The 18,925-nt window shown below is 69.3% G+C and carries 18 protein-coding genes; 2 read left to right on the top strand and 16 right to left on the bottom strand.

From position 1 onward, the window contains the following. The first annotated feature begins 196 nt into the window (after positions 1-196). Both F3087_RS33515 and F3087_RS33510 read left to right on the top strand, forming a co-directional pair. The gene (locus F3087_RS33515; RefSeq protein WP_150406124.1) at positions 197-1,075 is read left to right on the top strand and encodes a peptidylprolyl isomerase; all 879 of its coding nucleotides are present in this window, start codon (positions 197-199) and stop codon (positions 1,073-1,075) included. A 399-nt stretch (positions 1,076-1,474) separates the two neighbouring features. Next, the gene (locus F3087_RS33510) at positions 1,475-2,029 is read left to right on the top strand and encodes a hypothetical protein (protein WP_150406123.1); all 555 of its coding nucleotides are present in this window, start codon (positions 1,475-1,477) and stop codon (positions 2,027-2,029) included. Between the two features lie 54 nt (positions 2,030-2,083). Here F3087_RS33510 and F3087_RS33505 read toward each other — a convergent pair whose 3' ends face one another. From F3087_RS33505 to F3087_RS33430, 16 genes are all read right to left on the bottom strand, one after another. After that, complete coding sequence (locus tag F3087_RS33505) at positions 2,084-2,470, bottom strand: DUF4913 domain-containing protein (RefSeq protein WP_223885542.1); 387 nt, start codon at positions 2,468-2,470, stop codon at positions 2,084-2,086. A 67-nt stretch (positions 2,471-2,537) separates the two neighbouring features. Next, positions 2,538-4,373 (bottom strand): type IV secretory system conjugative DNA transfer family protein, encoded by a 1,836-nt coding sequence (locus F3087_RS33500; protein ID WP_150406122.1) that lies wholly within the window; start codon positions 4,371-4,373, stop codon positions 2,538-2,540. 39 nt (positions 4,374-4,412) lie between these two features. Beyond that, positions 4,413-4,991, bottom strand: a complete 579-nt coding sequence (locus F3087_RS33495) for a hypothetical protein (RefSeq protein ID WP_223885541.1) — start codon at positions 4,989-4,991, stop codon at positions 4,413-4,415. Between the two features lie 47 nt (positions 4,992-5,038). After that, the gene (locus tag F3087_RS33490; RefSeq protein WP_150406120.1) at positions 5,039-6,757 is read right to left on the bottom strand and encodes a peptidoglycan DD-metalloendopeptidase family protein; all 1,719 of its coding nucleotides are present in this window, start codon (positions 6,755-6,757) and stop codon (positions 5,039-5,041) included. Positions 6,758-6,803: 46 nt separating this feature from the next. After that, positions 6,804-7,112, bottom strand: coding sequence for a transposase (locus F3087_RS33485; protein WP_150406119.1), 309 nt, complete (start codon positions 7,110-7,112; stop codon positions 6,804-6,806). A 55-nt stretch (positions 7,113-7,167) separates the two neighbouring features. Beyond that, positions 7,168-9,480 (bottom strand): hypothetical protein, encoded by a 2,313-nt coding sequence (locus F3087_RS33480; protein ID WP_150406118.1) that lies wholly within the window; start codon positions 9,478-9,480, stop codon positions 7,168-7,170. A gap of 7 nt (positions 9,481-9,487) precedes the next feature. Then, the gene (locus F3087_RS33475; RefSeq protein ID WP_191094272.1) at positions 9,488-10,978 is read right to left on the bottom strand and encodes an SCO6880 family protein; all 1,491 of its coding nucleotides are present in this window, start codon (positions 10,976-10,978) and stop codon (positions 9,488-9,490) included. Positions 10,979-10,980: 2 nt separating this feature from the next. After that, on the bottom strand, positions 10,981-12,453 hold the full coding sequence (locus tag F3087_RS33470) for a conjugal transfer protein TraG (RefSeq protein WP_150406190.1): 1,473 nt from the start codon (positions 12,451-12,453) through the stop codon (positions 10,981-10,983). A 65-nt stretch (positions 12,454-12,518) separates the two neighbouring features. After that, positions 12,519-13,334 (bottom strand): hypothetical protein, encoded by an 816-nt coding sequence (locus F3087_RS33465; protein ID WP_150406116.1) that lies wholly within the window; start codon positions 13,332-13,334, stop codon positions 12,519-12,521. Beyond that, on the bottom strand, positions 13,331-13,942 hold the full coding sequence (locus F3087_RS33460; RefSeq protein ID WP_150406115.1) for a hypothetical protein: 612 nt from the start codon (positions 13,940-13,942) through the stop codon (positions 13,331-13,333). Before F3087_RS33460 ends, F3087_RS33465 begins: the two co-directional genes overlap by 4 nt. Continuing rightward, the gene (locus F3087_RS33455) at positions 13,939-14,223 is read right to left on the bottom strand and encodes a hypothetical protein (RefSeq protein WP_150406114.1); all 285 of its coding nucleotides are present in this window, start codon (positions 14,221-14,223) and stop codon (positions 13,939-13,941) included. Before F3087_RS33455 ends, F3087_RS33460 begins: the two co-directional genes overlap by 4 nt. Next, positions 14,223-14,519: a hypothetical protein gene (locus tag F3087_RS33450; RefSeq protein ID WP_040692318.1), complete on the bottom strand. Its 297-nt coding sequence runs from the start codon at positions 14,517-14,519 to the stop codon at positions 14,223-14,225. The genes F3087_RS33455 and F3087_RS33450 overlap by 1 nt, the downstream gene beginning before the upstream one ends. Positions 14,520-14,570: 51 nt before the next feature. Then, positions 14,571-15,239 (bottom strand): hypothetical protein, encoded by a 669-nt coding sequence (locus tag F3087_RS33445; protein WP_150406113.1) that lies wholly within the window; start codon positions 15,237-15,239, stop codon positions 14,571-14,573. Then, positions 15,236-16,111 carry a MinD/ParA family ATP-binding protein gene (locus F3087_RS33440; protein ID WP_150406112.1) on the bottom strand — a complete coding sequence of 292 codons (876 nt, stop codon included), beginning with the start codon at positions 16,109-16,111 and terminating at the stop codon, positions 15,236-15,238. The genes F3087_RS33445 and F3087_RS33440 overlap by 4 nt, the downstream gene beginning before the upstream one ends. A gap of 16 nt (positions 16,112-16,127) precedes the next feature. After that, the gene (locus F3087_RS33435) at positions 16,128-17,090 is read right to left on the bottom strand and encodes a hypothetical protein (protein ID WP_150406111.1); all 963 of its coding nucleotides are present in this window, start codon (positions 17,088-17,090) and stop codon (positions 16,128-16,130) included. A gap of 54 nt (positions 17,091-17,144) precedes the next feature. Beyond that, entirely contained in the window at positions 17,145-18,773 is a 1,629-nt protein-coding gene (locus F3087_RS33430; protein ID WP_150406110.1) for a cutinase family protein, read from the bottom strand. Between the last annotated feature and the right edge of the window lie 152 nt (positions 18,774-18,925).

Raw genomic sequence — 18,925 nt, 5'->3', positions numbered from 1 at the left:
GGTGGTCCAGTTTTCCCCACCACGCCCCCGCAAGTCCAACCGGTTACGCCTACCTCCCCACATGGGCCCGTTCCTGCCCGTTATGCGCGATTCCGGTCACCTGTGAGGCGCACCGCTCTCAGGAAGTGCAGGGCAGTCTCAGGAATAAATGGCAGACTCTCATGCCGTAACAACCGGACACGGGAGGAACGTGGTAGTGCCGAGCAACGAACAGCGGCGAGCAGCGGCGAAACGCAAGTTGGAGCGCCAGCTCGCCAACCGGGCCGAGCGCGCACGCAGGCGCAAGCAACTCACGATCGCCGGGTCGGTGCTCGGTGTTGTCGTTTTGGTCGCGGCGATATCCGGGGTCTACTTCCTGACCAAGGGCGACGACAGCGGCTCCGATGCCAAGGACGCGACGAATTCGAGCAGCGCACCGTCGGCGGCGGCCCCGCCCGCCGCGGCGGCCAAGCCCGCGCTGGTCAACTGCGTCTACAAGGACAGCCAGAAGCCGGCCGACAAGCCGGCGACCAAGCCGGCCAAGGCCGACGGCATCCCGACCACCGGCAACGACGCGAAGGTCAGCGTCAGCATGGAGACCAATCAGGGTCCGATCGGCTTGACCCTGAACAACGCCGAATCACCCTGCACGGTGAACAGTTTCGTCAGTCTGGCGGCGCAGAAGTTCTTCGACGGCACCAGCTGCCATCGGATGACCGCCAGCGACGGCCTGAAGGTGCTGCAGTGCGGTGACCCGACCGCGAGCGGCATGGGCGGGCCGGGCTACGAGTTCGACAACGAGTACCCGACCGATCAGCTCGACGCCAACGATCCGATGGCGGCGCAGAAGCCGATCGCGTACAAGCGCGGCACGCTGGCCATGGCGAACGCGGGACCGGGCACCAATGGCAGCCAGTTCTTCGTCGTCTACGGCGATTCGCAGCTGCCGCCGAACTACACCATCTTCGGCACGGTCGACGACAACAGCATGAGCACCCTGGACAAGATCGCGAAGAACGGCCAGGACAACTCGAACGGCCCCGGCGACGGCAAGCCGAGCCAGCCGGTCGACATCCAGTCGGTCCGGATCGACTGAGACCGCGAAAACCGTTCGGGCCCCGCATCGATCGCCGGTGCGGGGCCCGACACGTGTCGCGCCGGGCAAGGGGACCCTAATCCTCCGGTTAGGGTTGGCTCAGACCGGAGATCCTCCGGCGAGTTACCGAGACTGTCGGAATTGTGCGATATATGCTGATAAGCGGCACAGCCGTACGGTTGCGGCGATGCTTTCTCGGGTAACCTCGAAACACGGAGTTCGCGTAGCGTGGCAACCCCTCTGACGGGCGACCCCCGAGCAAGGGAATGCGACGACACGAGTTCTCCCGGTGTCCACGTTTGCAGCCGGGGCATCGTCGGACGGACTACAGTCCCCTGGCGTTGTCCAGACGAAGCACCACAACATCCATAGTGATCACTGCAGCATCGGGGAGCAGCCATGTCCGAGGAACTGGACGACATCGGCCGCGAGACAGCGGCCATGATGAGGACTATGTTGCAGCTTGCGACGCTGGTCGCACTGCGGACCCGCGAGCGTGGTCAAAAAGAAGCCGAGGCGCGCGTCAAGGTCACCGAGGCCAGGATGAAAGAGGCCCGCGAGATGCAAATCCGCGAGGCCCGCGACTCCAAGGCCAAGGACCCGCGCAACACCGAACTGGCCCGGATGATCGAGAAGCCGATCCCGGAACGCGGTGTGTCGCTGGAGAAAGACCGCTTCACCGCCCAGGCCGAGGCGACCCGCATGGCAGGCATCGCCGCCGCGGCACAAGCCAAGCCGCCGGTGCTGCAGTACGACTCCCCCGAACGGCGCATGGCGATCGCCGCGCACCTGGCGAAGATGGGTGTCGCGCCCGAACTCGCCGCGGTACGCATGTTGATCGAGGTAGGCCAGGCCCAGCCCCCGATCGAGGCGGTTCGCACCCGTCCCGAGGAGGCGCCCGCGGTGACCAGGGCCCGCGAACAAGAGTCGCGCGGACTGGAACGCACCCGCTAGCAGCATAAAGAAACGCCCGCTTATCAAGCGGGCGTTTACTTTTCGTACCGCGAGCTACATCCGGAAGTCGCCGATCGTCGGGTCGCCGAACATCCCGTGCTGCGGCGACTTCAACGGCAGCGGGCTGAGCATGTCCTTGTGCCCGTTGCGCACGCTGCAGTACTTGAACGGCCCCTTGGGATCGAACAGCTTGGCCATGTGCGGATCCGCGTGATCGAGGAACCACACGCTCAATCCCGTTGCCCCGTCGAGCCGGAAGTGCTCCCAGGCCCGCCACATCGCGTCCAGCCGGGCGATCGCCTCGGCGTGCTGCCACCACTCCGGGCACCACACCGTGTCGCTGAGATCGGTGACCTGACGCCGGTACACCAGGCTCAGGTAGTTCTCGACGAACTCCACCACACTCGCGTAGATCATCGGTTGCTGCTGTTGCTCAGTCATGACCGAACCTCATTCGGCTCCGTAACGACCAGAAGTGTTGCGTCCGAGGCTCGCTCGCTGCGCCCACTCACAGTGGCCTGACCTCCTCGATCTTCCCGTACTCCGGCGGCGGGGTGCCCTTGCTCAGCGAGGGCGTGCCCGGCATCAGGTCACCGATCTCCGTCTTGCGCTGCGGATCATGGTGCGAGATGGACTTCGTCACCTCGGCAGCGTACTCGCCCTCCCACCAGGGAACCGTGCGAACCAGCACCGGCGGCGCGCCGGATGGGAAGACGATCACCCGTCCGCGCGGCAACTGGGCCAGCGCCTGCACACTGAACGTCTTCGACGAGCCGAGCGAACGCGAATAGCTCTTGCCGCCTGAGGATTCCGACACCGACGCGGAGACGACCTCGTAGTCGCCGATCGCCTCGGACCGCTCGCGCAGGAAGTTCGTATCGTCCACGCCGCTGCCGAGCACCTTGATGTTCGCGGCGGCCCACAGCGCGTTCATGCCCGGCTCGCCCCAGCAGCGCACGCCCTGCGCCCAGGACTGCAGCACGGTCATCACCACGATGCCGCGCGAGCCGAAGTGGCTGTACTGCTTGGGCAGATCCTTCCAGCGCACCACGTTGGCGGCCTCGTCCAGCACGGCGAGCAGCGGGATCGGCAGCCGGCCGCCGAGCGACTGCGAGGCCTTGCGCATGGCCACGTCGATCACGGCCTCGGTGAGCGCGCTGACCAGCGGCGCGGCCGACCCGCGGCCCTCCAGCGACAGGCTGTACAGGGTGCCGTTGCGTTCGATGAACTCCAGCTCGTCGAACTCCCGGCGATCCCCGCCGCGGGTGATCCACGGGTGCACGTTGGACAGCTTGAGGCAGCGGATCATCTTCTTGGCGGTGCCGAAAATGCCACTGCGGGTACGCAAGTCGGCGTTGTACTGGGACGCCAGACCGGAGGCCGTGTAGTGGTGGCGCGCCGCGCGCAGCAGTTCGATGGGCTCGGTGTCACCGGGGTTGGTCACCCATTCCCACACCTGCACGATCGGCCGGCTGCCGTTGCGATCGCCGACGGCCGCGGCCAGGAACAGCCCGGCGAGCAGGTCCTCGGCTTCCGGATCGAAGAACGCGTCGGTCTTGGCGTCGGAACCGTCGTCGCCGTCGGCGAAGTGCCCGGCCAACCGGGCGGCCCGCATCTCACAACCCTCGACCCGGGCGTTGACCCAGGCCAGTGGATCCCAGAACCAGGTCGCCTCCTCGCCGGCGACGCCCTGCGGGTCGAAGACGAAGGTGGGACTGCCCTTGGCCTCGCGCACATCTCGGGTCGCGTCCACCACGTCACGCTTGTTCGAGGTGGCCAGCACCGGGCCGATCGCGGTGAGGATCGCCGGGATCACCCGCGAGGTCGACTTGCCCTGCCGCGGGCCCCAGATGTCGAGGTGCAGATCCTCGTAGGAGCCGTACAGCATCTCGCCGTCCGCGATCCCGATGCCGATCGGCACGCCGGGCACATCCTCGCTACCCAGTCGCACGCCGAGCTGAGTGGCCTTCGCCCGCACGCCCTTCGCGGTGAGATGCGCGATGGCGCCGCCCTGGCCCATGACGTCGGCCTTGTCGTCGACCGGCAGCCTGCCCACCGTCTTGCGCTTGGCCAGCCGCTTGCGCACGACCACCCAGGCCACCACGGCCACGACCACGAGCAGCACGATCACCGTGGACGCACGGGGCCAATGCAGCTTGCCCTTGATCAGATCCACGACGATGGCGATCGGGTTGATCGGGATCGACTGCGGAGTCACCGCCAGCATGTTGCCGAGGTGCAGCGAAATCCAGAGCGTGGCCACGACCGCGATACCGGCGTACAGCATGATCATGGTCGTGTCCGGTCCGACCGCGGCCGGATCCTTCACCACCTTCTTCGCCATGGCTGCCTCCTACTTTCGGTACGGGAAATGTCTTGGTGTTCAGCGGAACGCGTCGAGCCGCCAGCCGTCGGGCGTGCGCACCACGGTGGCGATGACCGTCGCGGGCGGCAGCGGTTCCTTGCGCCCGTTCGGGTAGACCACGGTCTGCTCGATGCCGATCTTGAACTGCTGCAGGTTCGGATCGCCGCCGCTGGGCGCCTTCTCGCCGGAGGCGAAGGTGAACGCCTGGACGTTCGCCTTGGCGGTGGCCCAATCCGCCCACTGCAACGTCGTCTTCGGCGTCTCCAGCCCGGTCGGTGAGCCGTCCAGCAGGCGAATCAAGCTGGGGCCCAGCCATTTCCGAGCGCGCGCCAGCGAGGCGCCCTGGTTCTCGGTGGCCGGCTGCCAGGTGTAGATCTCCTTCAGCGCGGCCACCGCGACGCCGTCGGGCGTGACCGGATCGGGTGCGGGCACACCCTCGAGCAATCGGGTCGTTGACGTGGCCGGGTGCGCCCCACCGGATCCCGCGTCCTCGCGGTCCCCGCGACCGCAGGCCGCGCCCAGCATCGCGACGCTCACCACCAGCATCACCACCAGTTTCGCGCGTACCTTCGCTTTGTCTTTCCAGGCTAGCCGCACAGACCGACACATCGGGAGTCTCTGTGTCGCGTGTTCGGAACGGGTGCTCACAGAACCCTCCTCGCCCGCGCGTCGCCCGGCACCTGCACCTCACCGACACCGCCGCCACCACGGGTGCCGGGCACCGCCTGGATCATCCGTCCGTTGCCCGAGTAGATGCCGACCTGCGCGGGACCGCGAGGCCCGAAGGCGCTGAACACCAGGTCCCCCTCCTGAATCTTGCCCATCGGCACCTCGACGCCGGATTCCCACTGCTGTTCGGCGGTGCGCGGCAACGTCACCGAGCCGGACGAGGCCGCGAAGACCGCGGCGGAGGTCAGACCCGGCCCGTCCATGCCGCCGCCGCTCGGCCCCTGCGGACCGCCGCCACCCCACACGTACGGCTGCCCGAGCCAGTCGTGCGCGGCCTCTACGATCTGGTTACCGCCGCCACCCTCCTTCGGGTCGAACCGCCCGAGCGCGCCGGGCGCGCGGTACTGCGCCTCCATGGCGAGGATGTTCGCCACGTAGGGCTGGGTCTCGGACAGATGCGCGGCAACCTGATTCGGCATGCCGCCGGACGCGAGCACCGCGCCCTCGCCGGCGTTGTAGGCGGCCAGGGTCAACGCGGTGACGTCGCCCCGCACCTTGCCCTCGGACTCCCATTGCATGATCTTGTGCGCGATGGCGCACATGTAGCGGCCCTGTCCGATGATCGCGTCGCCGTCGTCCCACAGGCTCGCGGTGCCGTTGCCGTCGGCGTCGATCACGTAGGGCTGCCCGTCATCCGGGTTCACGCTGACCGCGGTGCTGGGCAGGAACTGCGCCAAACCCTGCGCGCCCGCGGGCGACGTAGCGCCGCGACGGAAACCGGACTCCTGCTTGCCCTGCGCGGCGAGCAGCGACGGGGTGATCTGCGGGCAGAGGGAACCCGCACGGCGATACCAGATTTCGAGTTCCGGCGGCACCTTGCCCGCGGCCAGCGCGCCGCCCGCGCTGCCGAAGCCACGGCTGCATCGCGGATCGTTGGAAAAGGCTTGCGCGCCACCGACATCGGGGGTCGGCGCGCCGTCCAGCCACGGCACCGGGTCGATCTGGCGGCCGCCGGTGAACCGGCCGCCGGGCACGATCTCGAAATGCAGGTGCGGGCCGCTGGATTCGCCCGCGGAGCCGACCTGCGCGATCGGCTGGCCCGCGGTCACGGAGTCGCCGACGCGCACATGCACCCCGGAGTCCCACATGTGGCCGTAGACGGCGGAGTAGGCGCGGCCGTTGGTGTCCACCGAGTCGACGACCACCCAGTTGCCGAAACCCGACGCGGGACCGGCGGCTACGACGCGGCCGTCGGAGACCGAGTAGATGGTGGTGCCGTCGGTGGCGGCGAGGTCGACGCCGAGGTGGGTGCCGCCGCGCGCGCCGAAAACGTCGGACACCGTGAAGGTTCCGGCGGCCAGCGGCAGCGTACGCCGGATCGGTCCGGCTCCCGCGGCCAAGGACGGCGCACCGGAGCTGGTCGGATTCGCTTGCGGCCCAGCCGGTGCCGCGCCTGCCGCCGGACTCGCCTTGGTGCCGAACGGAAACTCGGTCGGCGGCGCCGACGTCCCGGAGGGAGTCGCGCGCGGATCCCCCGGCGGATAGCCGCCCAATGGCGGCAGGTTCGACTGCGTGCCGAGCAGCCCGGAACCTTCACACGGGTCGTCGACCGAGGGCAGCACGATCACCACCACCAGGGTCATCAGCGCGAGCACCGCGCCGAGCGCTCCCCACAGCAGCGCCTTCCCGGTCACCGCTGCCTCGCCGGGCCCGGCCCTCCGCGCCCGGGCAGGAAAGGATTCACTGGCCGCGCCGGGATTCGTTGAGGGTGTCGGCCAGGGTGCGGTTCATCTCCGCGGCGGCCGCCAATTGCTGTTGTAGCAGCGCCACTTTGCGACGCAGCGCGGACGCGTCCATCCGCTCCAGGCTCGGGCCCTCGGCCGCGCGCACCCAGTTGCGCACCGAGTTCGTGTGCACGCCGATCTGTTCGGCGACCACCCGGCATGCCTCCGACTCGCTGCTCATCTGCGCGGTGAGCGCGACGACCTGCTGGACGGCGGCCTGGCGCACCTCCGGCGACACCCGGCGGTAGGAGCGGTGCGGCATCATCCGACGCACCTCCCCGCGCGGCGGTGCATCGATAACCCGCTTCTCGGCTGATCTCTCATGCGGCGCTCCCGCTCGGCGAATCCGTCCCTCGGGCAGTCGATTCGGTGAACTCGCTGAACCGCTGGTTGGTGTCGTGAATACCGCTCTCCTTCTCCGAGAGCGTGAACTCCATGTGGAACGGAATGCCCGGCCGGCGGTCCTCACCGATCTTCAGCAGGAACTTGCCGGTGCCCGGCGGCGACGGCCGTTGCTGCCCCGGTTTGAGGGCCTCACCGGTCAGCGCCTGCGGCGCGGACCAGCCGGTGACCATCTGTTCCTCGGCGGAGGTGAACGGCACGATGCTGTCGAGCCGCTTGACCTCCTCGCCGGGCAACGCGCCGAAGATCTTGGCGCGCGCGCGTTCCAGGAAGCCGAGCGCCTTGGCGATGGCGGCTTCCGAGCCGAGGGCCTGCAAGTCCTTGATGGTGTGGCTGATCATGATCAGCGAGGTGGCGATGCCACGCTGCAAGCGGGTCAGCTCGTCCACCCGGTCGACCATGAAGTCGCCGAGGCCGAGCACCTGCCACAGCTCGTCCATCACCACCTGGAAGTAGCGCTGCGGGCCGAGATCGGCGTCGGACAGCACGTGCGCGGCCTCGACCGAGGCGAACCCGTCGGCCCAGCAGGCCAGCATGACCGCGGCTTTGAGCTTCTTGTCCCCGGTCGGGATGTGCGAGACGTCGATGCAGACCGCGACCGCGCCGGTGTCGATCGGCACCGAGGTCTGCCCGTTGAAGATCGCGCCGAACGGGCCCTGGGTGAGCGCGCGCAGCGAGCGCCGCAGGTTCTTGATCGCGTTGTTGTATTCCTCGGGGTCGTCGGCGCCCGCGTCGAGCATCAGTTCCTCACCGCCGGCCACGATCACCTCCAGCAGGTGCTCCATGATCGGCGGCTGGTCCGGCGTGTAGCCGCTGCCCGGCTGGTAGAGGATGCGCAGCGCGGTCGCGATGAGCGTCTCCTCGTAGTCGCGCACCCGCGCGCCGCGGACCAGTTCGACCAGACCGGCGATCAGCGTCACCTGCCGCGCCCGCAGATCCTGCAACACCTGAATCTGCAGCGCCGGATGGTCATCCAGCCGCGGCACCACGGCGCCGAGCACGCCCGCGGCGAGCGGGTTGAGCTTGCCGTGGCCGTAACCGAGGTCGATCACCTGGCCGCCGACCAGCTCGACCATCTTGCGGTAGTCCGGCTTCACGTCGGCCAGGATCAGCGGCGTGATGCCCTGCGCGATGCCGCCGAGCACGATCCGGCGCACCAGCGAGGACTTGCCGAAACCGTTGAGGCCCAGCACGAACAGGCTCGGCGCGGTGATGAAGCTGCCGCGCATGAACCAGTTCATCGGGTCGAAGCAGACCGGCGCGCCGGTGTGCAGGTGCGAGCCGAGCGGGGTGCCGATCAGTGGCGCGCCGGCGCCGACCGACCACGGCCACAGGCCGGCGACCTGCGCTGTGGTGGCACGGTATTCGACCGGACGGCCGACCACGTTCATCCGGCCGCCGCCCTCCCCCGCGTAGCCGCGATCGGTGAGCTGGGCTGTGCTGCGGTCGAATCCGTCCTCGAAGACCTGTTCGGCGCGGGCGGCGTAGTTGCGCCTGCGGATGTCGTCGGTGCGAATCCGGAACTGCGCGAACGCCGCCCGCAGGCCGGTCTGCTCGCGGACGATCATCTCCAGCTTGGCCCGGGTCACCTCGTCGAGCAGCGGCGGGCCCGAGGTCTTGCGCCGGTCGGCCTTCGCCTTGGCGCGCAGCGCCGCCTTGTCCATCACCGGCGTGCCCATGGCCCGGTCGGCGGTGTAGTCGGTCTTGGTGGGGCGCTGCGGATTACGGCCGGCCCGCGAACCGTTGCGGTCCTGCACACCGCGCTCCGGCCTGCCGTTGCGGGTGGCCTTCCCGCCGCGCGGATCCGGCTGCTGGCCCGACCGCGACCGTTCGCCGCGCGCCGGACGTTCGCCGTCGCGCGCCCGGGCGGAGCGGGCCGCGTCGCCGCGCGCCCGGTCCGAACTGCGTTCGCCCCGGCCGTTTTCGGCGCGTGACCGATCCGGACGCGACCCGTCGGCGGCGCGAGCGCTCTCCGCCCGGGCCCGGCGTTCGGCCGCCGCCCGCGCGCGGTCCCGCTCGGACATCTCGTCCAGTCCCGACCGGTCGTCGCCCGTCACCCGCGCCGCGCCCCTGCCGAATCGCCGTGCGCGGTCCGGCATCTCCTCGAGGCCGGAGCGTTCGCGCACGCCGCGGCGACCGCGCTCGGGGCGTTCCCCCCACTCGTCGTCGTCGCGTCGCCAGGCCGCGGGCTCGTCGCGATCGCGTACGGGTGGCTCGTGGTCACGTGCCATGTATTACTCACCCCGCCAGTGCCTTCGGAATTGTCGCGTGCTCCGGCAGGATCACCCCGCAACCGAGCGAGGCCGCGAAGGCCGCCGCCTGGTAGCGGTAGCACCGCCGGATCTTCAACCGCGCCTGCGTGGACAGGTCGCGCGTGATGGCTTCGATACGCGGCAGATCGCCGCGCAGGGGCTCGGTGATGGTCACCAACGCCCCGAAGCGGGTCACACCGTGACCCCGGGCTTGCTCCTCACGGGCCTGCTGGGTGGCGCCCACCCGCAGGGTCGCCGCCGCGGACACCACACCGCGTTCGCTCTGCTGGGCCACCAGCGCGTTCTTGAAGTCGTCGTCGACGATCTCGGCGGCGTCGGCGGCCGAGTGCGGCCGGTACACGATGGCGATGCGCTTGCGCGGCACTTCGGGATTGGGCGCGAGCAGCCGTTGCAGCACCCGCTCGTCCACCGCGCCCTCGGGGGCGGCGTCCATCTCCCAGGTGACCGAGCGGCCACCGTCGTGCACGAAGTGGTCCCACTTCTCGTCGTGCGAGACCGGGCCCGCGTCCGCCCAATCCAGGCCGTGGCCCTCGGGCTCGCTCGACGCGACCTCCAGGTCCGCCTGCGAGGCCGGGTCGTAGCTGCGCCGGATGAACGAGATGACCTCGTCCGCCGACATCGGCTGGGCGCGCACGCCCGCCTCGGCCAGCGCCGCGCAGATACCGGGCAGCCGGCGGCCGATCTCGACCGCTTCTTCGGCCGGGTTCTTGCGCCGCTCGGCGGTGGTGGCCTTGAACGTGATCGCCACGCGCGGCAGCAGCTGCACCCGCTCCTGCGGCAGTTCGGTGGCGAGCTCGTACATCACCTGCTGCGCCAGCTCCGGCGCCTCCGGCCGGGTGATGGTGGAAACCTCGGTGAGCAAACGGTTTCCGGTCTCCGGCACGGTGTCGATCACCGGAACCACCGCGACGATGTCACTGGTCTGGCCGACCGAGGCGAGGAACGTGCCCCAGGCCGACACCCAGCGGTCGATCACCGGCTGATCCACGGCCTCGTGGCCTTGCGGCCAGGCCCGCAGCACGACCGTGTACTGGGCGAACTGCGGCAGATGGATCATGCCGAAGCTGTAACCGCCCGCGTCGATGCCCTCGTAGAGCTTCGACGGCGCGAGCAGTCCCGGCAGCCGGGTGACGCCGCCCGGGATCCGGGAGAACCGGCCACCCCGGTACACGTGCTCGCCGTTCTTGCGCGAGCGCATCCAGTTGAACATCATCAATCCCGTCTCGTAGCCCGAGCGGCCCCCGGTCCGCCACACCAGTGGAACCATGATCACGACGCCGGTGACTCCGACGATCAAACCCCATTTGAAGCCGCCGACCATCGCGGTGATCAGCGCCGTGATCACCACCACGAAGCCGATCACGGTCTCTTCCCAGCGCAGGCCGAAAAGTCCTGCGCTGCGGGGCTTCTGCCACAGCCCGTACGAGCGACGCTCGTAGGTATCGTTCGTCGTCATCGTCATCGCGGAATGGTGCTCCTCCCGAGGTCGGGCGAGCGATTCGCCCAACGGTCACCGGCCACATCACCCATTGCCTGGTCCGCACGGTTCAGGCTGCTCGTCGCGGCCCGCGCCGCACCGATCCGCCCCGCCGCCCGGGTCGCACCGGACGGTACTCCGGCCGCGCCCTGCGGCCCGGAGGCGCGCGGTGCCGCACCACCGGCCGGACCGCCGCCACCGCGCGGCGGCGTCGGCCGCGGGGCGCCGCTGCCGCGTCCGCCCGCGCCGCCCGGCGGGCGTGGACCCGCGCCGCTGCCGCCGACGTAGCCCGGAGCGCCCGAGGCCGCAGTGCCTTTCACGCCAACGGCTTTGGTGCCCATGGCGCCCAAGCCCGCGACGGCGAGCAAGGTGCCGCCGGTCGCGGTCAAACCGGAACCGCCGCTACCGACGATCGCGACCGCGGGCGTGACCAACCGCATCAGCGCGGGCAGCACGAACGCGACGCTGCACAGCAGCACGATCGCGACCAGCATGCGTTGCGCCTGTTCACCATCCGGCAAACCGTTGGTGCTGGTCAGCGAATCCACATGGCCCGCAGTGGTGAACGCGATCATGTAGACGATCGCGGCCACCGGTTTCCACAGCATGAACGCGATGATCCAGCCGATCAGCTTCTGGTAGGACTGTTTTCCGACGTTCATCCCGGACGCGGCCGCCGCCAGCGGCAGCACCCCGGCCGCGATGATCAGCAACCCCTGCCGGACGATGGCCAGCACGATCTGCGCGAGCGCGCCGAGCAATCCGACGATCGCGATGATCAGCACCAGGCCCGGCGAAAACGCCTGCAGCTTACTGGTTTTCACCATCAGCTCGGCCAGGTCCTTGGCGTTTCCGTTGGTCGAGTCGTTGATGATCCACTCGGAGAACCGATCCGAGGCCTGGGTGCCCGCGACGATCACCGCGCCGAGCATCCACGAACTGAACACCACCCTGGCGAACATCCGGAACGATTCGGCGGCCTCGTTCATCGTGGCCCCGCGTCTGGCCTCGGCCAAGCGCGCGCCGGAAAGGATCACCGATGCTATCAAGAGCAATATCTGTGCCTGATAGGTGTATTCGTTGATCTTCGTGAACAGCGAACCGCCGTCGCTGGCCGCCTCGTTGGGCACCTTCATCCAGAAGGTGAGCGCCAGGATGATGGCCTCGCCGAGGCCGTTCATCAGCGAGTCGACCACCTTGCCGAAGGTCGAGTCCCACGCCTTGTCCTTGACCGCGGTGGCCGCCTGACCCGGATGCGAGGCGGCGTTGCCTGCCTTGCACGCGGCGGAGGCGGCGTCACCGAGGGAGATGCCGGGCAGGCCGACGTTGTCGAGCGTGTCGTGGATCTCGTTGCACGTCTCGTCGAAGCCGTACTGCTGTCCGTAGGCCACGGTCGGCGTCGCCATCATCACCGTGAAGATGACCGCGAAGATCGTGAGTAGTCGCCTCACCATTGTCTGCACCCCTCGCTGCTCCGCAGGTCGGCCATCAAGGTCTCGTCGTGCCCTGCTCATCGTGCTCACCATTTCGTCCACCCGCCCAGCGATTCGACGTACTCCGTTTGTGCGGTATTGGACGTCGATGGCTTGAGGCGCCAGTCGCCGGCATCCCAGACCATGACCAGGCGGATCGCCGCCCATAACTGTTTGCCGTCGACCACCGGCCCGCGCGAGGCGAGCCGGACGATGGCCAGATCGTCGGCGTAGTCGTCGACCTTGAACGCGTCCGAGGCGACGAAGTATTTGGTGACCCGCTCCGGCTGCTGCTCGGGCAGCTTGTTGCTGCCGAGCGCCTTGTCGTAGGCGGCGATCTGCTGGGCCGAGACGCGCACCTGCGTCACGTACAGGTCGCGGTCGGCCGGACGGGCGTTGAGCCGGTAGGTGATCTGCGCCGCGGCCAGCACCGCGCCCTGCGGCGTGTGCGAATAGCCGACGGCCAGACCGTCTTCGATGCGCGTCGGGCCGTCCGAGGTGGAGAACGGCACGGACGCGCCGTAGACCCGCTGCCAGCCGTGCGTCGCGGTGGTGCCCTCCGGTGCCGCGGTCAGCCAGTCGCCGTCGGACGGCTTGCGCTGCCGCGTCGGATCCTGCGGAAGCGGTTGCCCGGCAGCGTTGTTCGGCACGTCGACGCGCCGGCCGAGGATGTCCACCTCGGGGGCGGCGAAGCCGGTACCGCCGGACGACTCGGCGGGCGCGGGCCCACTGGCCGCCGGACTGCTGTCGTCCCGGCTGATGTAGACGACGATTCCCACGATCACGATGAGCGCCAGCACGGCTGCGGACGCGACAGCACCGAAGGAGACGCGATCACGCGCGTAAGACCCCTTCTCGGTCACTTCGGTGCCTCCAATTTCACTGAGTCATCAGGTATTACGTCGATCGCGTCGATAGGTCTGTCGGTGGCGCCCGGATCGGGCAGGCGTAAGCGCCAGTCCTGGCCGAACCATTCGACGGTGGTGTGATTCACCGCCTTGGAGTTGTCCGAGTACTCGGTGTGCACGTCGACCGTGCTGCGCTGGTCGGTGTAGCCGGTGACCTTGTAGCCGAGCACGCGCGGCGCGTAGTCGGGGCTCGCCGGTCCGCTGATCGACAGCTGGATCCGGTTCACCGCCCACTCGTCCTTCGCGGGGCCCGGAACCACTTCCCGCGCGGCCACTTTCGCCCATTGGCTGTCCGCGGCCACCGCCAGGCGCACCGCATGGGTGATCGCCGCGACGCCGGCTCCACGCGGCGAATGCTCGAAACCCGTTGCGGCGCCGTCGGCGGTCGACTTGGGCCCCTGGTCGGTCTGCGGCAGCGGCACGCCTTGGAACGGCTGCCACCGCACCCCGGTCGGCGCCGCCGACAGGTCGGGTCCGGTGCGCCCGTCGCCACCGCCGCAGCCGACTGCCGCGATCAGCACCATCGCGCCGAGCGCGCCCACGGTCCCCCTGCCCTCGCTCATGTCGGCAGGAAAGCCAGCGCGATTCCCGACGCTGTGCTCGCCACTATCGCCCCGAGCAGGCTCATCAGCACGCCGTGCGAGGCGTCGTTCATCGCGAGGTCGCTGCGGAAGGCGATCCACAGCTTGCCCGCGGAGACGATCATCCAGGCCAGACACACCAGCAGGACGAACCACAGCAGCCAGTTCAGCAGCTGCATCAGCGGTTCCAGCACCTCGGACGGCATCTGTTTGTAGGCCAGCAGCTCGGCTGCCGACGCGCGCACGGTAGATATGTCGGACATCAGGTTCCAATAACGGCGTTCATGATGGTGCCGGCGCTGGTCGCGACGACGCCGCCGATCATGGCGCCGGCCACCATCTTCGGCGATTCGAGCCCGCCACCCGTCCACTTCTCCCACGCGAACTTGCCGCCCGCGTAGGTGATTCCGCAGATACCGGACAGCAGCACGAACCAGGTCAGGTAGCGCACCAGCTGCAGGATCTTCTCCGAGCCCGGGGGTGCCTCGGGCGTCGGATTACCGACCTGCGCGAGTACGGTGCCGTACGTGTCCTGCACGGCGAGGAGAATCATGCTCATCGGGTGCCTTTCTCGAAAGTAGTCGATTCGTCGCCGATTCGATGCGGACGTTCACTGATCGGGTGGCTTTCTACTTGCCCGGTCCTGCGCCGGATCGCCGAGTTGCGCCTCCTCCAGTGCCGTTCGAGCCGCCGCGACGATGTCGGCGCCGAGCTCCCGGACATCGAGCGGTACCTCTTCCAAGGGGTCGATCTTGCGTTTCTTCGGTGGCAGCGGGTCACCGGGCGCCCAGACCGGCAGCTTCTCCGGTTCTACCAGCGTCCATTCCTCATACCACGGGACCTGCCACAGCTGCCCGGCCAGCGAGCCGACCACCTCGCGGTAGCGGCGGATCTCCGGGGGCAGCCGGCCGGGGCGCGCGGCGACGGTGATCAGGCCGAGCACCTCACACGATCCGGCGAACCCCGAATGATGTTGGCGCAGTAAGTCATGTGCGCGGGTGAGGCCCGCGATGGTCTCGCGCGCCACCAGTACGACGAACGGGGATTCGCGGTCGTAGACGCCCGGCCAGCGGCGGCTCGAATCCGCCGCCGGCGCAAGCACATGCGCGAGGCTACTGGCTCCGGCGCCGCCGTGCACACCCATCACCCACACCAGCGGTGCGCGGCCGACCCCGGGCACCGGACGGTCCCAGATGGGGGCGCGGCGCGACTCCGGCGGGGCGACGACGCCCGCGGGCGCGGATTCGGTCTGACGGCGAAACTTCATGGCGGCCGTCATGATGCCACCCCGGCCAGCAGGCGCCCATACGCCCGGCGCGTATCGAGGGACAGCGACGCGTGCCGGACCAGCTCACCCCTGGCCAGGTGCGGGTCGTAGGGAATCTCGCGGATGTCGCGCACCCAGCCGGACAGGTGCTCGCGCAAATGCTCGGCTACGCCGGACTCGGTGCCCGGATGCTGGTGCGAGACAACGATTGTCGTGTCGCCGACGATGCCGCCGCCCTGCCCCTCGGTGGAGTCGCCGAACTGGTCGTCGAGCCATTCCAGGGTGACCCGCAATCGGTTCGCGGCGTCGGCGCGCGCCGGAATGGCAAGCACCAGAGCAACATCCGCGTCATCGAGCAGCGGGCGCAGCTGCCGTCCGGCAATCGGGTTGCCGCCGTCGTAGACCGCGGTGAAGCCGGAGTCGTACACCGCCCGCGCCACCGTGAGGTAGGTCGCCCGCCGGCGCAGCGGCGCGGAATCGCGCCACAGTAAACCGATTCCGGAGGTGGCCCGGGACAGGCACTCCTTCAGCGGCGCCGGTTCGTCGTCGCCGCGCCCGTACAGCCACGATTGCAGGCTGATCGGGTGCAGGTGTTCGTCCGCGCCGCGCAGCGCGAGATCGCTGCCCGCGGCCGTCGCGTCCACCGCGACGGTCGGGGTACCCGCCATGCCGAGCTCGCCCGCGATCCCCAGCGCCGTCGTGGTGGTGCCCGCACCACCGCAGCCGCCGACCACCAGGATGGGCCGCTGTAAGGGTTGTTCCGCGCCGGAACCGCTGCCCTTGCCGCGCCGCAATCGCACCACCGGAGCCTTGGAGCGCGCAGGCCGGCCCGACGATTCGCCCTCGGGCGCCTCGTCGAGCCAGCGGCTCCAGTCCTCTCCCATCGCTTCCTGCTCTCCTCTATCCGGCCGCGATGCCCGTGATCAGGGTGCGGCCGTCGATCACCGCGGTGGTGACCGTCTGCTTGTTGTACGTGGCGGGCACGCCGCCGGGGCGGTACTCGGTGACCTCCACCGAGTACCGATTGTCCGAGATGGTCACGATCCGCACGCAGTGCGTGGTGCCGACCGGGATGGTATCGATGCCGCGCTGAATCGTCTGCGCGGGTGAGACATTGGCCTCCGGCGCGACAACCTGCCGGACCTGTTCACCGGAGCGCTCGACGTAGTACGCGTACTGGAACGCCAGGATAGCGTCGGGACCCGTTGTGGTGCCGCCGGTTTCGGCGCCGCGCACGGTCGTCGCGGTGCGCTCGGTCGGGCACGGGCCGGTCGTGCGGTAGGTGGTCACGCCGGCCTGCGACTTGCCGCGCAGGCTGTCGGTGCTCACGCCCGCCTGGGCGTTGCTCGCGGGCAACTGCATCGAGGCCCAGCTGACCGGCGGTCGCGGGGCCGCGGACCGCGAATTCGAGGAGTGCAGCAGGAACAGCACGCCCGCCGCCGCGGCGCCGAGCAACAGCACCGCGATGACGAGTACAACGAACACGCGACCGCGCCGGGAGTAACGCGCGCGCGCCTCCAGACGCAAGGCGCTGGACGAGCGCGGTCGCGGCTCGTCCAGCGGGTCGTCGTAGTCCTCGTCGTCGGGCCAGGGGAAACGCACCAGATCCGCGTCCCGCGGGGTGTAGTCGTCGTCGGGGCCGGGCGCCCGGCCTACCCAGTCCGACCAGCCGCCGGTGAATTCGCTGCGCTGCGGTAGGTCGGCGGGGACCTCCGGCTGCGGCTCGTCCCGGATGTAGTGCGGATACCGAGCCGGTCCGTCCTCGTCGAGCGGCACCGAGCCCGCGGCGCTCGGCGGCACCGGCGCGGTCTCCGGCTCCAACGCGGCATACCAACGGGACAGCTCTTTGTACGACTTCAACATTCCCCCATTCCCGCTGCGCGAGGCACATAGCTCATCGTCGGACCCTCTCGGCGATCAGTTCGTGGAGAACGGGTAGGTGTTGGGTGTGCCGGGTCGATCGGTGGGCGGAATCGACGTCGCGCCGCCGGATGAGGCGCCTTCGGCTCCTGTCCCGAACGGAAATTGTCCCGTACCGGAAGAATTCGGCGTAGTCGACGCGCCGGATTGCTCGCCGAAGAATCCCGTCGGCGGCTTGTCCGCGCCACCCACCGGCCTGCTGTTCGCGCCGAATTTACCGGCGATGTCGTGCGCGATCGCGGCGAACCAGTCGGCGACGAACGCGGTCGGCGTGTCGCCGTTGGCGGCGACCGTCGCGGTGTTGTAGGCGCCGTGCCGCTGGATGGTGTCCCAATACCGCACCCAGGTGGCGGTGTTCAGCAATTCGCGGTTGTCGGTGATGTTCTGTACGACCGCGTCGAACGCCTGGGTGACCAGGCGGACGCCGGTGGTCGGCGGGACGAGCTGGGCGACCGCGCCGATCAACTTGGTGCCCAGCGACAGCAGCGCGGCGGGCGGGTTCGACAGGCCCGCGCTGGCCAGTTCGGCGATGGTCGCCGGGTTGATCACCGTCTTGACGACGGTGACGACCGCGTTCAGGCCGATCATGCCGACCTTCAGCAGCGCCTGTAGCGCGGCGGGAAGGTCGAGGGGGGTACGCGGGTCGGCGGCGTCGGCGAGGCGCTGGGAGATCGACTTCTTGGGCGAGATGGCCAGCGTCGCGAGCGAGTTGCCCTGGATGTCCTCGTTGGCGACCTTGGTCGCGGTCTTGATCGAGGTGTACGCCAGCGCCTGCGCGATGGAGACCAGCGAGGCGATCGGGTCGCCGCCGCTCAGCTTGGACTGGCCGACGACGTTGGTGACCGCCTTGAGGATCGGCGCGCCCGACGGCGCGTCACAGGCGAGATCGCCGGCCGCACAGAAACTGGCCACCCGGCCGGTGAGTGCGCCGAAGTTGGCCGCCCGGTCCCGATCCGGGCCGATGCCGCCGCCGTTCGCGGGGACCTGCGGCAGCGCGGCGATCGACGCGAGCTGGTCGCCCGCGGTGCCGGGCGCCGGGTCCGGTGACTCCTTGCCCGGCGAGCCGGGGAACAGCGGCGCGCCCGGGTTGCGGGTCGGATCGGCGAACAGTGCGACCGCAGCGACCTTTTCGGCAGGCAGCACGCCCTGCCCCTGCCCGATCTCCTGCGCGAACATCGACGCGACGTGTGCGCCCTGCGAATAGCCGACCACCGCGAACCGGGTGTCCGCACAGCGGTCGGCGACGGCCTTGGCCATCGTGCGCAGCCGGGTCAGGCCGCCGGTCACCGATTCGGAGTACGGCGCCGCGCCGCCGGCGGTCGCGCCGCCGAAGCCGGATTCGTAAGGCACGTAGGCGCGATCGACCAGGCCGGGATCGGTGGCCTTGGCCAGCATCGGCCGGAAGACGGTGGACAGCATGCCGGTGTCGGTGGACGGTGCGGCATCCGGTGACGATTCCCCGGTGCCCTGAATCCCCAAGGCGTACAATGCCGGACACGCGCTGAGCGCGATATTGGTCGAGGGGCCTGCGGGATTCGGCGGACCGGCCACGGCGGTGCCCGCCATAGCCACCGTCACGGCGAGTGCTGTCAGCACCCCCGTGACTCTTGCCGCACAATTAGTCATAGCGATCCGCAATCAATCCGTGTTGCCGCAGTTACCCTCAACGCCATGAAACGCAATAGACCGTAACAGATTCCGACTATTGCCGGGGCGTCGCCGAAAACTTTCCATGAACTGCCGAAACGGGTTTCACACATTCCCGCGTGCCGAGCAAC

This window comes from Nocardia colli, assembly GCF_008704205.1.
In the GTDB taxonomy this organism is placed as follows: Bacteria; Actinomycetota; Actinomycetes; order Mycobacteriales; family Mycobacteriaceae; genus Nocardia; species Nocardia colli.
Note: the sequence above shows the minus strand (reverse complement) of the source record. Positions and strands in the feature narration are given on the sequence as shown.

Bases quoted from the DNA above. Each gene is read 5' to 3' on its own strand.
- F3087_RS33435 (WP_150406111.1), bottom strand. From the start codon at position 17,090: ATGTTGAAGTCGTACAAAGAGCTGTCCCGTTGGTATGCCGCGTTGGAG.
- F3087_RS33480 (WP_150406118.1), bottom strand. From the start codon at position 9,480: ATGGCACGTGACCACGAGCCACCCGTACGCGATCGCGACGAGCCCGCG.
- F3087_RS33500 (WP_150406122.1), bottom strand. From the start codon at position 4,373: ATGGCGAAGAAGGTGGTGAAGGATCCGGCCGCGGTCGGACCGGACACG.
- F3087_RS33450 (WP_040692318.1), bottom strand. From the start codon at position 14,519: ATGAGCATGATTCTCCTCGCCGTGCAGGACACGTACGGCACCGTACTC.
- F3087_RS33440 (WP_150406112.1), bottom strand. From the start codon at position 16,111: ATGGGAGAGGACTGGAGCCGCTGGCTCGACGAGGCGCCCGAGGGCGAA.
- F3087_RS33475 (WP_191094272.1), bottom strand. From the start codon at position 10,978: ATGACGACGAACGATACCTACGAGCGTCGCTCGTACGGGCTGTGGCAG.
- F3087_RS33505 (WP_223885542.1), bottom strand. From the start codon at position 2,470: ATGACTGAGCAACAGCAGCAACCGATGATCTACGCGAGTGTGGTGGAG.
- F3087_RS33445 (WP_150406113.1), bottom strand. From the start codon at position 15,239: ATGACGGCCGCCATGAAGTTTCGCCGTCAGACCGAATCCGCGCCCGCG.
- F3087_RS33470 (WP_150406190.1), bottom strand. From the start codon at position 12,453: ATGGTGAGGCGACTACTCACGATCTTCGCGGTCATCTTCACGGTGATG.
- F3087_RS33460 (WP_150406115.1), bottom strand. From the start codon at position 13,942: ATGAGCGAGGGCAGGGGGACCGTGGGCGCGCTCGGCGCGATGGTGCTG.
- F3087_RS33485 (WP_150406119.1), bottom strand. From the start codon at position 7,112: ATGATGCCGCACCGCTCCTACCGCCGGGTGTCGCCGGAGGTGCGCCAG.
- F3087_RS33430 (WP_150406110.1), bottom strand. From the start codon at position 18,773: ATGACTAATTGTGCGGCAAGAGTCACGGGGGTGCTGACAGCACTCGCC.
- F3087_RS33510 (WP_150406123.1), top strand. From the start codon at position 1,475: ATGTCCGAGGAACTGGACGACATCGGCCGCGAGACAGCGGCCATGATG.
- F3087_RS33455 (WP_150406114.1), bottom strand. From the start codon at position 14,223: ATGTCCGACATATCTACCGTGCGCGCGTCGGCAGCCGAGCTGCTGGCC.